12 protein-coding genes and 1 pseudogene are annotated in these 15,091 nt (G+C 73.9%); 5 read left to right on the top strand and 8 right to left on the bottom strand.

Features of this window, described 5'->3' with window-relative positions; genetic code table 11:
• A pseudogene (locus tag Q0195_RS09720) lies at positions 1 to 182 on the top strand (DUF3071 domain-containing protein); the annotation flags it as partial.
• 21 nt (positions 183 to 203) lie between these two features.
• Here Q0195_RS09720 and Q0195_RS09715 read toward each other — a convergent pair.
• Genes Q0195_RS09715 through Q0195_RS09700 form a run of 4 tightly spaced genes read right to left on the bottom strand, consistent with a single transcriptional unit; the run spans position 204 to position 5,341 of the window.
• Complete coding sequence (locus Q0195_RS09715) at positions 204 to 857, bottom strand: thymidine kinase (protein ID WP_299277653.1); 654 nt, start codon at positions 855 to 857, stop codon at positions 204 to 206.
• Between the two features lies 1 nt (position 858).
• A complete protein-coding gene (locus Q0195_RS09710; protein WP_299277652.1) occupies positions 859 to 2,031 on the bottom strand; it encodes a nucleotide pyrophosphatase/phosphodiesterase family protein in 1,173 nt (390 codons plus the stop codon).
• Positions 2,028 to 2,612, bottom strand: coding sequence for a DUF5998 family protein (locus Q0195_RS09705; protein WP_299277650.1), 585 nt, complete (start codon positions 2,610 to 2,612; stop codon positions 2,028 to 2,030). The genes Q0195_RS09710 and Q0195_RS09705 overlap by 4 nt, the downstream gene beginning before the upstream one ends.
• Positions 2,594 to 5,341: a GNAT family N-acetyltransferase gene (locus tag Q0195_RS09700; RefSeq protein WP_299277648.1), complete on the bottom strand. Its 2,748-nt coding sequence runs from the start codon at positions 5,339 to 5,341 to the stop codon at positions 2,594 to 2,596. Before Q0195_RS09700 ends, Q0195_RS09705 begins: the two co-directional genes overlap by 19 nt.
• A 110-nt stretch (positions 5,342 to 5,451) precedes the next feature.
• On the opposite strand from Q0195_RS09700, the gene Q0195_RS09695 reads away from it, so the two are divergent.
• Positions 5,452 to 7,908: a DNA topoisomerase IV subunit A gene (locus tag Q0195_RS09695; protein WP_299277646.1), complete on the top strand. Its 2,457-nt coding sequence runs from the start codon at positions 5,452 to 5,454 to the stop codon at positions 7,906 to 7,908.
• A 41-nt stretch (positions 7,909 to 7,949) separates the two neighbouring features.
• Here the strand turns inward: Q0195_RS09695 and Q0195_RS09690 are convergent, their stop codons facing one another.
• The 3 genes from Q0195_RS09690 to Q0195_RS09680 all read right to left on the bottom strand — a co-directional run bounded on the left by Q0195_RS09690 (position 7,950) and on the right by Q0195_RS09680 (position 12,259).
• Entirely contained in the window at positions 7,950 to 9,002 is a 1,053-nt protein-coding gene (locus Q0195_RS09690) for a GNAT family N-acetyltransferase (protein WP_299277644.1), read from the bottom strand.
• Between the two features lie 61 nt (positions 9,003 to 9,063).
• On the bottom strand, positions 9,064 to 10,083 hold the full coding sequence (locus Q0195_RS09685) for a GNAT family N-acetyltransferase (protein WP_299277642.1): 1,020 nt from the start codon (positions 10,081 to 10,083) through the stop codon (positions 9,064 to 9,066).
• A gap of 40 nt (positions 10,084 to 10,123) precedes the next feature.
• Complete coding sequence (locus Q0195_RS09680) at positions 10,124 to 12,259, bottom strand: DNA topoisomerase IV subunit B (RefSeq protein ID WP_299277639.1); 2,136 nt, start codon at positions 12,257 to 12,259, stop codon at positions 10,124 to 10,126.
• A 218-nt stretch (positions 12,260 to 12,477) separates the two neighbouring features.
• On the opposite strand from Q0195_RS09680, the gene Q0195_RS09675 reads away from it, so the two are divergent.
• From Q0195_RS09675 to Q0195_RS09665, 3 genes are all read left to right on the top strand, one after another.
• The gene (locus Q0195_RS09675; protein ID WP_299277655.1) at positions 12,478 to 12,672 is read left to right on the top strand and encodes a hypothetical protein; all 195 of its coding nucleotides are present in this window, start codon (positions 12,478 to 12,480) and stop codon (positions 12,670 to 12,672) included.
• 141 nt (positions 12,673 to 12,813) lie between these two features.
• Entirely contained in the window at positions 12,814 to 13,800 is a 987-nt protein-coding gene (locus tag Q0195_RS09670; RefSeq protein WP_299277637.1) for a GNAT family N-acetyltransferase, read from the top strand.
• A 58-nt stretch (positions 13,801 to 13,858) separates the two neighbouring features.
• Complete coding sequence (locus Q0195_RS09665) at positions 13,859 to 14,653, top strand: MerR family transcriptional regulator (protein WP_299277634.1); 795 nt, start codon at positions 13,859 to 13,861, stop codon at positions 14,651 to 14,653.
• Between the two features lie 55 nt (positions 14,654 to 14,708).
• On the opposite strand, the gene Q0195_RS09660 is transcribed toward Q0195_RS09665, so the two are convergent.
• Positions 14,709 to 15,091 (bottom strand): sigma-70 family RNA polymerase sigma factor (locus Q0195_RS09660; protein WP_299277633.1); only part of this gene is annotated, 383 nt, incomplete at its 5' end.

The raw sequence follows: 15,091 nt of genomic DNA, 5'->3' as shown, positions 1-15,091 counted from the left end.
CCGGCACCCGGCGGACCCGGGCCGATGCCCCGGGCGGGGCGCCGGACCGTCCCGCCGCGCGGACCACTCCCCGTGGTGGGCAGCGGCGCGAGCCGGAGGGCAAGGAGCCCAAGCGGCGTCGCGGGCGCCGCGCGAGCGTGCCGAGCTGGGACGAGATCGTCTTCGGCGCCAAGCCCGAGTGACCTGCCCGCTGCCCGCGTGGCTCAGGCCAGCGGCAGCGTCGGCGGGCTGAGCTCCGCGGCGCCGGCGGTGGCCGCCGTCATCCCCCGCACGTGGTGGAGGCGGCACAGCACCTCGTAGCCGACGACGTCCCCGCCACCCGTCGCGACCTCGGTGTCCCCGACGACGACCTGCTGCCCCTCCCGGACCATGCGCCCGCCGACGGTGCGCGCGTTGTGGGTGGCGCGGCGACCGCACCAGCACAGCGTCTCGACCTGGATCTGCTCGACCCGGTCGGCGAGCTCGATGAGGCGGGCGGACCCGGGGAAGAGCCGCGTGCGGAAGTCGGTGGTGATGCCGAAGGCGAAGACGTGGACGTCCATCTCGTCGACGAGGCGCGCCAGCTGCTCGACCTGGGCGACGGAGTAGAACTGGGCCTCGTCGCACACGAGGTAGTCCACCCGGCCGCCCCGGGTGCGGCGGGTGACGACCTCCTGCCAGAAGTCGGTGGTGTCGTCCGCCTCCACCGCCTCGACCGACAGCCCGAGCCGGGAGGAGAGCGTCCCGGTGCCGGCGCGGTCGTTGCGGCTGAAGATCACGCCCTCCAGGCCACGGCGCCGGTAGTTGTAGTCCATCTGGAGCGCGAGGGTGGACTTGCCGGAGTCCATCGTCCCGGCGAAGAAGACCAGCTCGGCCACGTCACACCACCACCCGCAGGAGCGGGATCTCCAGCTCGGCGGGGGTGAGGGAGCCGTGCACCCCGACCAGGGCGATCGACGAGGGCGTCTGGGTGCGGGAGTCCACGACGGCGCGGCGCCCCCGGGTGGCGACGACGACGTCCCCCACCGTGGTGCGATGACGCTCGCTGAGCGGGCCGAAGAGCCCGATCTCCTCGGCCTCCTCGCGCAGCAGCACCCAGGCGGTCTCGCCGAGGACGTCACGCCACCGGGCGGCGACCGCCGGTGCCGTCCCGGGCTCCGTGTGGACGTGGACGGCACGGGGCTCACCGGCGACGAGGACGACGTCACGGTCGAGCTCGGGGGTGGTGGCGACGTCGATCCGGGAGTCCTCCTCCAGGTCGACCATGCCGTGGTCGGCGGTGACGAGGAGGAGCGTGCCGGGGGGCAGCAGCCGGGCGAGGCGGGCGACCTGCTGGTCGACGAGCTCGACCGCCTCCCCCCACTGCCAGGAGCCCCAGCCGTGGTGGTGGCCCATCTTGTCGACGTCGCCCCAGTAGAGGTAGACGAGGTCGGTGTGCGGGCTGCGCAGCAGCTCCTGGGTGGCGTCCACCCGGTCGGCGAGGGAGTCCGCGGCGACGAAGCGGGGCCCGCGCAGCGCCGCCTCGGTGAGCCCGGACCCGACGAAGCGGGCCGGTCCCACGCTCGCCACGCGGCGGCCCCAGGAGTCGGTGCCGAGCTGCTCGACGAGGGTCGGCTGCGGCTGCCACTCCCGCGGGCTGATCGTCGCGTCCTCCCAGCTGATGAGGTTGAGCAGGGAGCCGTCGGCGTCGTTGCGTACGGTGTAGCCGAGCATGCCGGTCTGGCCGGGGAAGCAGCCGGTGCCGAACATCGTCAGGCTGGCGGCGGTGGTCGAGGGGTAGCCGCTGGTCAGGGTGAGCGCGTCGGCGAGGTGGGAGCGCAGGAAGGGGGCGTGCCCGCCGCGCTCGGCGAGCATGTGGGTGCCGAGCCCGTCGATGAGGACGACGCACACCTTGGACGCCTGCGGCAGGCCGAGCGTGCGCCGGTCGTCGGCGGAGCTGCGGCCACCGCTCGTCGTCGGTGCGCCGATGGCGTCGAGGGCGGCCGGCAGCACGGCGCGCAGACAGGCGCCGTGGTAGTCGGGCAGCCGCAGGTCCGGGGGCGGCTCGATCACGGCGTCTGCACCGTCGCGGCGGACAGCTCCCGGGCGAAGGCCAGGGCCCGCTCGAGCGCGTCCTCGCCCTCGGCCTGGGCGCTGACGCGGACGACGACGTCCTCGGGGGTGAGCAGGCCGGTGTAGCCGTGGTCGGCGTCGCAGTCGGGGTCGCTGCACCCGGCGGGCGCGAGGTCGACCTGCTGCGCGCCGCCCCAGGTGACGGCGATGGTCAGCTCGTCCGCGCGCATGCCGCCGTGGGTGTCGGCAGGGTCGCTCACGCCGTGGGTGAGCGCGACCGAGGCGATGCGGCCGAGCGGGACCGCCTCGGTGGTGGCGGCGGCGGAGGGGACCTCGTGGCCGGGGACGTCGTCGACGTGCGCCATGATCAGCCGGGTCGGGGTGAGCGCGAGGGCGGTGAGGTGGCGCCGCACCTCCCGGGAGTCGAAGGTGGTCTCCGGGTGGACGAGGTAGGCGCGGACCTCCTCGCCGGCGAGCGCGAGGTCGAGCACCCCCTGGACCAGTCGTGGGTAGTACCCGGCGCGAACCAGGTCGGCCCTCAGCTGGGCCTGCAGGTCGTTCCTCACGTTGCGGCGATCCACGGCTCCATCTTGGCACCACTTGCTCCGAGACCGGGAAGGACGCGGCGGCCGCTGTCCGCCCGGCCGGGCGGCGACACCTCGACGACGGCGCTGAGCAGCGAGGCGCCGCGGCGGGCGACGAGCACCGGGTTGAGGAGGACCTGGCGCACTTCGGGCAGGTCGTCGGTGAGCACGGAGACGCGGGCGATGACGTTCTCCAGCGCCCGGACGTCGAGCACCGGCAGGCCCCGGTGCCCGAACAGCCGCGGGGACGCCTTCGCCGCGCGCACCATCCGGGAGACGTCGACGTCGGTCAGCGGCGGGATGCGGTAGGAGACGTCGTCGAGCAGCTCGACGGCGTCGCCACCGAGTCCGAAGGAGACGACCGGCCCGTAGAGGTCGTCCTCGGTGCCGCGCACCACGCAGGCCACCCCCGGCGGGGCCATGACCTGGACGTCGAAGCTCTCGACCGTGCGCCCCACCGCCTCGATGTCGCGGGTCATGGCCGCCATGGCGCTGGTGAGCTCCTCGGCGGTGCGCAGCCCGAGCCGCACGCCGCCGAGGTCGGCGCGGTGCCGCAGCACCTCGTCGCGGGTCTTCAGCGCCACCGGCCAGCCGAGCTCCTCCGCGGCCGCGACGGCCTCCTCGGCGGTGGTCGCGGTGCGCGAGGGCACCAGGGCCAGCCCGTAGCACTCGAGCAGCCGGTCGACCATCGCCTCGTCGAGCCGGGCCACCTCCCCCGCGCCGAGCGGCTCCAGGACCGGGGCGAGCAGCTCGCGGGCCCGGGCGGGGGCGATACCGCTCGGGTCGACCAGCTCACCGCGGTCGGCCTCGCGCCACCGCGCGTGGGCGACGGCCCCGGCGAGGGCGGCGACGGCGTCGGCGGGGGTGGCGAAGGCGGGGACGACCCGGCCGTCGTGGGTGAGCTCGGCGGTGAGCCCGAGCAGCCCCTCCACCGAGGCGACCACGGGCCGCTCCTGGCCCGCGGCGGCCTCGGCGACGGCCCGCCACACCCCGGGGTCGCCGCCGCCGAAGGGCGGGACGTGGGCGACGACGAGCGCGTCCCACGAGTCATCGGTGCGCAGTCGCGCGAGCTCGGCCGCGTAGTCCTGCGCCGTGGCGAGCGCGGGCAGCCCCGGGCCGGAGATCTTCGGCCGCAGCCCGTGTCCCCGGGCCAGGCCCCGGATCATGCTGGTGAGCGCGGCGGAGTTGCTCAGCACCGCCGTGCGCGGGCCGCGGGGCAGCGGCTGGGCGACGAAGAGCTGCGCGAGGTCGAGCATCTCCTGGGGGGTGCGGGCGCGGATCGCCCCGGCCTGGTCGAGCATCTGGACGAGCACCCGCTGCGGCTCGCGGGTGGTGCGCACCGTGTGCCCGGGCGGCACCTGCTGGCCGGTCTGGCTGCCGAGCAGGGTGATGAGCGGTGTCCGGGTGCTCAGCCGGCGCGCGATCCGGGAGAACTTGCGCGGGTTGCCGATGGACTCGAGGCTCACCACCGCCGCCGCGACCTCCGGGTCGTCCTGCCAGGCCTGCATGGTGTCGTTGCCCGAGACGTCGGCCCGGTTCCCGGCGGAGACGAAGCTGCGCAGCCCGATGCCGCGGTCCTGCACGGCGGCGAGGAGGGCGCTGCCCAGGGCGCCGGACTGGCAGAACAGGGCGAGCTGCCCGGCACGGGGTGCGGGCCGGGGGACGGCGTCGAGGCGGCCGGCGGGCCCGGAGGCGACGATGCCGTAGGACGCCGGACCGAGCAGCCGCATCCCGGCGTCCCGGGTGCGGCGCACGAGCTCGAGCTGGCGCTGCCGGCCGGCGGCGTCCTGCTCGGCGAAGCCGGCGGACAGCACGGCGACGGCGGTGGCGCCGAGCCGGGCGAGGTCCGGGACGGCGGCGACGACGGCGTCCGGCTCCCCGGCGACCACGGCGAGCTCCGGGCGCGCCTCCCCCGAGGTCTCCAGGTGTGCGGCGAGGTCGGCGATGGTCGCGTGCGGGACCGGTCCCCCGCTCTCGCCCGGGATGCCGACGAGGTGGACGGCGCCGGTGAAGTCGCCGGCACGGACCGACGCCGCCGCCCGCTCGGCGAAGACCTGCTCGGGCCCCCCGAGCCCGACGACGACAACCGACCCGGCGGCGAGCATCGCGCGCATGCTCAGCGACTCGGCGCGCTGCTCCCGCTCCGCCATGACGGCCCAGGACCGCCCGGTCTCCTCGATGGTGAACTCCACGTGCAGGACGCCGTCGTCCAGCTGCTGCCGGATCTCGTACCCGGCATCGCGGAACACCCGGATCATGCGGACGTTGCCGGGGAGCACCTCGGCGACGAAGCGGGCGATGCCCCGCTCGCGGCCCGCCGCGGCGAGGTGCTCCAGGAGCACCGAGCCCAGGCCGCGGCCGTGCTCGGAGTCGTCGACGTAGAAGGCGACCTCGGCGACGTCGGGCCCGATGCGGTCGTACCGGCCCACCGCCAGGATCCGGTCCTCGCTGGTGAGGACGAGCGCGACGCGGTCGTCGTGGTCGACGTGGGTGAAGCGGTGCAGGTCGCGCTCGCTGATCCGCTCCATCGGGGCGAAGAAGCGGTAGTACTGCGACATCGGGGACTGGCGCAGGTGCAGGGCCTGCAGCGCGGGGGCGTCCTCGGGGCGGATGGGCCGGATGTGCATCGGCACCCCGTCCCGCAGCACGACGTCGGCCTCCCAGTGCGCCGGGTAGGGCGGCTCGGGAGCGGTGGCGGGGCTGGTGCCGGTGGCGTCCTCGCTCATGGGCCACACCCTAGTTCTCCGGCGTGCCACCGCCACGGAGACCGTGCCGTCGCCAACACGGGGCCCGCCGCTGCACGGGCAGGCCCGCTGCTCGGGGGACAATGGCCCGCATGGCCCGACGCAGCACCCCGCCGCCGCCCGTGCAGGAGCAGATCGTCGACATCGACGTCTCCACCGAGATGCAGGGCTCCTTCCTGGAGTACGCCTACTCGGTCATCTACTCCCGCGCGCTGCCGGACGCCCGCGACGGCCTCAAGCCCGTGCAGCGGCGGATCCTCTACCAGATGGACGAGATGGGGCTGCGTCCGGACCGGGGGCACGTGAAGTCGGCCCGGGTCGTGGGCGAGGTCATGGGCAAGCTCCACCCGCACGGCGACAGCGCCATCTACGACGCGCTCGTCCGGCTCGCCCAGGACTTCTCGCTGCGGGTGCCGCTGGTCGACGGCCACGGCAACTTCGGCTCGCTCGACGACGGTCCGGCCGCCCCACGGTACACCGAGGTGCGCCTGACCCCGGCGGCGCTGCTCATGACGGCGAACCTCGACGAGGACGTCGTCGACTTCGTCCCGAACTACGACAACCAGCTCCTCCAGCCCTCGGTGCTGCCGGCGGCCTTCCCCAACCTCCTCGTCAACGGGGCCTCCGGGATCGCCGTCGGCATGGCGACGAACATGCCGCCGCACAACCTCGCGGAGGTCGTCGCGGCGGCGCGGCACCTCATCGCCAACCCGGACGCGACGCTCGAGGAGCTCATGCGCTTCGTCCCGGGGCCGGACCTGCCCTCCGGCGGCAAGATCGTCGGGCTCGACGGTATCCGGGACGCCTACGCGAGTGGCCGCGGCTCCTTCCGCACCCGCGCCACCACCCACCTGGAGAACGTCACCGCGCGGCGCCGGGCCATCGTCGTCACCGAGCTGCCCTACCTCGTGGGCCCGGAACGGGTGATCGAGAAGATCAAGGAGGCGGTCGACGCCAAGAAGCTCCAGGGCATCTCCGACGTCGCCGACTACACCGACCGCTCCCACGGGCTGCGGCTGGTCATCGAGCTCAAGAGCGGTTTCAACCCCGAGGCGGTGCTCGAGCAGCTCTACCGCTACACCCCGATGGAGGACTCCTTCGGGATCAACAACGTCGCCCTGGTCGACGGGCAGCCGCAGACCCTGGGGCTGCGCGAGCTGCTCCAGGTGTACGTCGACCACCGGATCACGGTGGTGCGGCGGCGCACCGCCCACCGGCTGGAGAAGCGGCTCGAGCGGGCCCACCTCGTCGAGGGGCTGCTCGTCGCGATCGCCGACATCGACGAGGTCATCGCGGTCATCCGCTCCTCCGACGACGCGGACGCCGCCCGGCAGCGCCTCATGCTCGTCTTCGACCTGTCCGAGGCGCAGGCGGAGTACATCCTGGCGCTGCGGCTGCGCCGGCTGACGAAGTTCTCCCGGCTCGAGCTCGAGGCCGAGCGCGAGGCGCTCGCCCGGGAGATCGAGGAGCTGCGCGCGATCCTCGCCGACGAGGGCCTGCTGCGGCAGGTGGTCAGCGACGAGCTCGCCGAGGTCGCCGCCGCCCACGGCACCCCCCGCCGCACCGTGCTCCTCGAGCACGCAGGCGGGCCTGCCACCGGGTCGGCCGCCGGGTCCCGCCGCAGCGGCACCAGCGTCCCGCTGGAGATCCCCGACGAGCCCTGCTGGGTCGCACTCTCGGGCACCGGCCTGCTCGCCCGCGGCTCCCAGGAGCCGCCGCGGCAGGGCCCACGCGTGACGCACGACGCCATCGCCTCGGCCGTGCCCGCGCGCACCCGCGGCGACGTGGGGGTGGTGCTGAGCAGCGGCCGCTGCGTCAAGCTCTCGGTGCTCGACACGCCCGCCCTGCCCGCGACCGACTCCGCCCCGGGCTTCTCCGGTGGCGCACCGGTCACCGAGCTCGTCCAGCTCGAGCCGGGTGAGCGGGTCGTGGGGCTGGCCCGGCTCGACGAGGAGGCACCGCCGCTGGCGATCGCCACCGCGCGCGGCACGGTCAAGCGGGTGAGCACCACCGACCGGCCGGCCAACCGTGACGCCTGGGAGGTCATCTCGCTCAAGCCGGGCGACGCCGTCGTCGGGGTCGCCCACGCACCGGACGAGAACCGGCTCGTGCTCGTGACGAGCCAGGCGCACCTGCTCCACTTCCCCGCCTCCGCGGTACGCACCCAGGGCCGGGCCGCGGGCGGCATGGCCGGGGTCAAGATGCCGCAGGACGCGCGTGTCGTCGGCTTCGGGGTGGTCCACCCCGACGACGTCTCCCGCTCCCTCGTCGTCACCGTCGCCGGCTCCTCCGACGCACTGCCCGGCACGGTGCCGGGGACGGCGAAGGTCACCCCGTTCGACCGGTTCCCCGGCAAGGGCCGGGCCACCGGCGGCGTCCGGGCGCACCGCTTCCTGCGTGGGGAGGACACGCTGCAGCTGGCGTGGGTCGGGCTCGAGCCGATCCGGGCCGTCGGCAGCGGGGGCCAGCCGGTGGACCTGCCGGAGGTGGACGAGCGCCGCGACGGCTCGGGTCGCCCGCTCGCCGCACCGGTCGTCGCCATCGGCTGACGCGCGGCGGTGCCCGGCGGCAGTGAGCCGCCGGCGGCCGGTCAGACCGTGCGGGTGAACATCAGCGAGCTGCGGGTGGGCTCGTAGCCGAGCTGGCCGAACAGGCCGTAGTCGGTGCCCGGCTGCGGGGACTCCACCCCGAGGCCCGCGTACTCCATGCCGTCGGCGGCGTAGGCGCGCATCGCCCGTACGAGCAGCGCGGTGGCCACCCGCATGCCACGCCACTCCTGCCGCACGCCGAGCATCTCGGTGTAGCCCTCGCTCCAGCCCTGCGCCGCCCAGTCGCCCTCGTAGCGGCCGGAGATGAGGTATCCGGCGACGCGCGCGCGGTCGGTGGTGCGGTCCAGGGCGACGAAGCTCCACTCCGGCGCGAAGTAGGTGCGGCCCTGGGCCCACGACTCGGGCGTGTGCAGCTCCCCGCCCCACTGGTCCCTGAAGGCCTCGTTGTGGGCGCGGCGCACGGCGTCGTCCAGGGCCGGGTCCCACGGCTCGACCGTCACCTGCCCGTGCGGCTGCACGTCGGGCAGCTCACGGGCCAGGTCGCGGCGCATCTCGGTGTACCAGCGGGTGGGGACGAACCCGGCCAGGCGCAGCATGTCCTGGGCGTCGGTGAGGTTCTCCTCGACGTGGACGACGGCCAGGGCGGTGGTGTGGCCGGCACCGTCGAGGATCGCGCGGGCGGCCGCCAGCTGCCAGCCGAGCAGGGCGGTGCCCAGGCCCCGGCGCCGCCAGGCGGGGTCGACCCCACCGTCGCACAGGGCGCGGAAGGTCCCGGCGGTGGGACGCACCCGGACGATGGCGTAGGCCCGCGGCACGCCCGACTCGTCCAGGCCGACGACCTTGGCCGTGCCGACGTCGTTGCTCACCGGCACGAAGGTCTCGGCCGACTCCTCGGCGGTGGTGCGGTAGGGCGGGTCGTCGTGCGCCTCGATCCGGGCCAGCAGGGCGACGAGCGCGTCGTTCTGCTCCAGGGTGAGCCACTGCCAGCGCAGGCCGGCCACGGAGGGCAGGTCGATCCGTGCGCCCCCCGTGCTGCCGACCTCGCCGGTGCCGACCCGCGACGGGCGCGGGTCGTCGTCGAAGTCCTCGAGCATGCGTCCGACGATACGTCCTCCCCCGGGTCCGGCCCAGCTCCGCACGGCGGTGCGGGGATCGTCACACCTCGATGGTGTAGAGGATCCGGGCGGCCTGCGGCTCGTAGCCCATCCGCTCGTAGAAGTGGTAGGCGCCCGAGGGGTTCTCCATGTCGACGTCGAGCGCCGCGACCTCGATGCCGTCGCGGTACAGCGCGGCGAGCACGGAGGAGAGCATCGCCCGGGCGAGCCCGACGCCGCGGTGGGGGCGCAGCACGCCGAGCAGCTCGGTGTAACCCTCGCTGTGCCCGAGCCGCTCCCACTCGTGCTCGTGGCGGGCGGTGAGCGCGTAGCCGGCGACCTCACCGGTCTCCTCGTGGATCGCGACCACGCTCCAGGCGGGCTCCAGGTCTGTGCGGCGCGCCGCCCACGTGCCCTCGTCCACCGGCTGGGAGCCCCAGTGGTCGCGGAAGGCCTCGTTGTGCGCGCGGCGCACGGCGTCGTCCAGCTCCGGGGTCCACTGCCGGACCTCGTACCCCTCCGGTACCGGGACCGCCGCCGGCTCGGTCGTGAGGCGCCGCCGCATCTCGCGGTACGTGCGCAGCGCGCTGAAGCCGGCGGCGGCGTAGAGCCGCCGCCGGTCGTGCAGGTGCTCGTCGACGTAGCTGGCGATGCGGCCCGGCAGGGCGGGGTCGAGGGTGGCGAGGATCTGCCGGGCCCGGTCGTCCTGCCAGGTGAGCAGCGCCCGCCCGATACCCCGGCCGCGCCAGCTCGGGTCGACCGAGGCGCCGATGAACACGCGGGCGTGGGTCTCGTCCCCGCGCGGGGCGTGGACGAAGGCGGCGGCGCGAAGCGTGCCGGCGGCGTCGAACCCGCCGAGGCTGTCGGCCTTCATCCCTGTCGCCGGGCGGGCGAGCATCTCCTCCAGCTGGGTGCGCCGCGTCCGGGACAGTGGCTGGTCGACCTCCTCGCAGCGCTGGACGAGGGCGTGGAGGTCGTCGAGGTCCGCGGGCGTCAGCGTGCGCCAGGTCAGACCCAGGTGCGGCCCAGGGACGGTCGCCTCCGCGGGCGGCGCGGCGCGAGAGGGCAGCATGTCGGACATGTCGAGATCCTAGGGCGTCGGAGTGCTGGGAGGGTGGGGCTCAGGCGTCGATGCGCTCGCGGTCGATCTGCGCGGCGCCGGCGACGATGAAGTCCTTGCGGGGGGCGACCTCGTTGCCCATGAGGAGCTCGAAGACCCGCTCGGCCTCGGCCAGCGACTCGGCGTCGGCCATGCTCACCCGCCGCAGGGTGCGGTGGGCGGGGTCCATGGTCGTCTCGGCGAGCTGGTCGGCATCCATCTCTCCCAGCCCCTTGTAGCGCTGGATCGGCTCCTTGTAGCGGCGACCCTGCCGCTCGAGCCTGCGCAGCAGCTGGGCCAGCTCGGCGTCGGAGTAGGTGTAGACCTTCTCCCCCTTCTTCCCGCCGGAGCCGAGCACCTCGACCCGGTGGAGCGGCGGTACCGCGGCGTACACCCGCCCGGCCTCGACCAGCGGGCGCATATAGCGGAAGAACAGGGTGAGCAGCAGCGTACGGATGTGGGCGCCGTCGACATCGGCGTCGGTCATGAGGATGACCTTGCCGTAGCGGATCTTGTCGAGCTCGAAGTTGCGTCCCGCCCCGGCACCGATGACCTGGATGATCGAGGAGACCTCGGCGTTGCGCAGGATCTCGGCCGGGGACGCCTTCTGCACGTTGAGGATCTTGCCGCGGATCGGCAGCAGCGCCTGGAAGTCGCTGGAGCGGGCGAGCTTGGCGGTGCCCAGCGCGCTGTCGCCCTCGACGATGAACAGCTCGGAGCGCTCGACGTCGTCGGTGCGGCAGTCGGCGAGCTTGGCGGGCAGGCGGGAGCTCTCCAGCGCGTTCTTGCGGCGCGAGATCTCCTTCGACAGCCGGGCCTGCACACGGGCCCGCATCTCCCCGACGACCTTCTCCAGGACGGCGGAGGCCTGGGTCTTGTCGTGCCGCTTGCTCGAGGTGAGGATGGCGGTGAGCTGCTTCTCCACCACCCCGGCGACGATGGAGCGCACCGGCGCGGTACCGAGGATCTCCTTGGTCTGGCCCTCGAACTGCGGCTCGGGCAACCGGACGGTGACGACGGCGGTCAGCCCGGCCAGGACGTCGTCCTTCTCGATCTTCGGGTCCTTGGCGGTGACCTTGAGCCGGCGGGCGTTGGCCTCGATCTGCTTGCGCACGGTGCGCACCAGGCCCTGCTCGAAGCCGGCGAGGTGGGTGCCGCCCTTGGGGGTGGCGATGATGTTGACGAAGGACTGCACGGTCGTGTCGTAGCCCTGCCCCCAGCGCAGCGCGACATCGACCTCGCAGGTGCGCTCGACCTCCTTGGGGCGCAGGTGGCCGGCGGCGTCGAGCTGCTGGACGGTCTCGGTGAACGTGCCGCTGCCGGTGAGGTGCCACACGTCGGTGACCGCGGGGTCGGTGGCGAGGAACTCGGCGAAGTCGACGACCCCGCCGTCGTGCCGGAAGACCTCCTCCACGGGGCCGTCCTCCCCGGGGGTGCCGGGCATGCGGCGCTCGTCGCGGACGGTGATGGTCAGGCCGGGGACGAGGAAGGTGGTCTGCCGGGCGCGGGTGACCAGCTCGTCGTAGCTGAACTGGGAGGTCGCCGGGAAGATCTGCGGGTCGGCCCAGTAGCGCACCCTTGTGCCGGTGCGGCCGCGCGGGACCTTGCCGACGACGGCGAGCTCGCTGGACTCGGTGAAGGGGGTGAAGGGCGCGTGGGGGCCGATGCCGCCGCTGTCGTCGAAGACGCCCGGCTCGCCGCGGTGGAAGGTCATCCGGTAGGTCTTGCCGCCCCGGTCGACCTCGACGTCGAGGCGCGCGGACAGGGCGTTGACGACGGAGGCGCCCACACCGTGGAGGCCGCCCGAGGCAGCATAGGAGCCGTTGCCGAACTTGCCGCCGGCGTGGAGCTTGGTGAAGACCACCTCCACGCCGCTGAGCCCGACCGAGTCGACGGTGTCGACCGGGATGCCGCGCCCGTTGTCGCGCACCTCGACCGAGCTGTCCGGGTGCAGGACGATCTCGATCGCGTCGCCGTGCCCCTCGAGGGCCTCGTCGACGGCGTTGTCGATGATCTCCCACAGGCAGTGCATGAGGCCGCGGGAGTCGGTCGAGCCGATGTACATCCCCGGCCGCTTGCGCACGGCCTCGAGCCCCTCGAGAACCGAGAGGTGGCGCGCGGTGTACTGGGCGGCGGTGGCGGTCGACTTGGGTGGCACCCGCCGATCATACGAAGAGCCCGGCACGGTCCCGCGGAGCACCCGCCGTCGCGGCCCCAGGTCGGGGCGCGTGGGGCGGGTGGGGAGGACCAGGACCGGTGAGCACACCGTGACGCCGCTCACAACCCGGGCGCGCGGGCTCCGCTGGCAGCGAACGACAGGGCCATCCCGGGAAGGTCTGCAGCAGTTCGTGGTTGTATTCAGATGTGAACGCAACGATGACCGCCCCGCTGACCGCACAGGACCGCTGCGACCGCTGCGGCGCCCAGGCGTACGTGCGCGTGGCGCTGCCGGTGGGTGAGCTGCTCTTCTGCGCCCACCACGCCCGCAAGCACGCCGAGGCGCTCGAGGGTGTCGCCACCGCCATCCACGACGAGACCCACCGCCTCACCGAGGGCGACACCGCTCGCTGAGCGACCCCCGAGACTTCCGGCGCCGGCCCCCGCCACGGGGCCGGCGCCGTTTCTTTCGTCCCGGCGCCTTCTTTCGTCCCGGCGCCACGGCGGACCCGTGTCGGCGTGACGCCGCCGCGGCCCAGGCCGTACCGTCCCTCCATGACCGCCGCCCCCGCCGCCGTCGCCGGCCTGCACTGGCGCCCCATCTCCCCCGACGACCTCCCGGCCTGGCACCGGCTCGTGCGGGCCATCGAGGACGCCGACGACCCGGCCGAGCGCTACACCCCCGAGGACCTGCACGACGAGCTCCTCGACGGGTCGTGGAAGGACCCGGCACGCGACTCCATCCTCGGGGTGGACGCGGACGGGGTGGCACGCGCCTTCGGGCACGTCGAGGCGCCCCCGGGTGACCGCCGCACCATCCGGGCCTTCTGCTGGGGCGGTGTGGACCCGCAGTGGCGCGGCCGCGGCGTGGGTCGGGAGCTGCTGGCGTGGCAGGAGCGGCTGGCCCGGGAGAAGATCGCCTCCGCCCCGTCCCCGGCACCCGGCCGGGTCATCCTCCACGTCGACGACGGCGTCCGGGCGACGGTCCGGCTGCTCGAGCACGCCGGGTTCGACCGGATGCGGGTGTTCCTCGAGCTCACCCGCCCCCTCGAGGAGCCGGTCCCGCCGGTCGCCGTCCAGGACGGCCTGCGCCTGGTGCCCTACGACCCATCCCTCGGCGAGCGGGTCCGGCTCGCCCACAACGAGGCCTTCGCCGAGCACTGGAACAGCGAACCGCGCAGCCGGGAGGACTGGGAGCGGCGCAGCGTCGGCGGTCGGTACTTCCGCCCGAAGTGGAGCTTCGTCGTCCTCGACGGCGCGGAGGTCGCCGGCTACAGCCTCACCTCGGCCTACGAGCCGGACTGGGAGCCGCAGGGCTACACCTCGGGGTGGACCGACGTCCTGGGGGTGCGCCACGCGTGGCGCCGCCGCGGGGTCGCCACGGCGCTCCTCGCCGCGACGATGCACCGGCTGCGCGAGGACGGCATCGACCGGGCCGACCTCGGCGTCGACCTCGACAACGCCAGCCGCGCGCTCGACCTCTACACCGCGCTGGGCTACCGGGAGTCCCGCCGCCAGTACGCCTACGGCAAGGACGTGTGACGCCTCCGGCGGACAATGGGCTTGCCCCTCACGCGACGTGAGGCAGCACGGTGGAGACATGACCGACGCGACAGGGGTCCTGACGGTGCTCACGGTGGGACAGGTGGCCGAGCGGTTCGGCGTGACGGTGCGCACACTGCACCACTACGACGAGATCGGCCTGCTCTGCCCCGGTGAGCGCAGCCCCGCCGGGTACCGGCTCTACACCCAGACCGACATCGCCCGGCTCCAGCACATCGTCGTCTACCGGCGCCTGGGGTTCCCCCTCGAGGAGATCGCCGAGCTGCTGGACGGCGGCTCCCGGCCCGACGTCGTGGAGCACCTGCGCCGGCAGCGCGCCGCGGTCATGTCCCGGCTGGAGGAGCTGCAGGAGCTCGTCACGGCCCTCGACCGAGCACTGGAGAGAGAGATGAAGGGTGTGAACCTGACCCCTCAGGAGCAGCGGGAGCTGTTCGGGGACGGCTTCAGCGACGAGTACGCCGCCGAGGCCGAGGAGCGCTGGGGCGACACCGACGCCTGGCGCCAGTCCCAGCAGCGCACCGCGCAGTACACGAAGGCGGACTGGGAGCGGATCAAGGAGGAGAACGAGTCGGTCAACGCCGCGTTCGTCGCCGCCATGGACGCCGGCCTGCCCGCCTCGAGCGCCGAGGCGATGGACGCCGCGGAGCGGGCCCGCCGCCAGATCGAGGAGAACTTCTACGACCTCACGCCGGACTTCCACCGCCGGCTCGCGGACATGTACGTGAGCGACCCGCGCTTCACCAAGACCTACGAGGACATCCGGCCCGGCCTCGCGCAGTACGTGCGCGACGCCATCCACGCCAACGCCGACCGGCAGGCGCGCCGGGACTGAGTCACGACAGCGCGAAGGGCCCGCACCGACCGGTGCGGGCCCTTCGTCTGCGGAGTCAGTCCAGGTAGTCGCGCAGCACCTGGGAACGGCTCGGGTGACGGAGCTTGGACATCGTCTTGCTCTCGATCTGCCGGATGCGCTCGCGGGTGACGCCGTAGACCTTGCCGATCTCGTCGAGGGTCTTCGGCTGGCCGTCGGTCAGTCCGAACCGCATCGACACGACCCCGGCCTCGCGCTCGGACAGCGTGTCGAGCACCTGGTGGAGCTGCTCCTGCAGGAGGGTGAAGCTCACCGCGTCGGCGGGCACGACGGCCTCGGAGTCCTCGATGAGGTCACCGAACTCGCTGTCGCCGTCCTCGCCCAGGGGGGTGTGGAGCGAGATGGGCTCGCGGCCGTACTTCTGGACCTCGACGACCTTCTCCGGCGTCATGTCCAGCT

It is taken from the genome of uncultured Georgenia sp. (assembly GCF_937958535.1).
Lineage (GTDB): Bacteria > Actinomycetota > Actinomycetes > Actinomycetales > Actinomycetaceae > Oceanitalea.
Note: the sequence above shows the minus strand (reverse complement) of the source record. Positions and strands in the feature narration are given on the sequence as shown.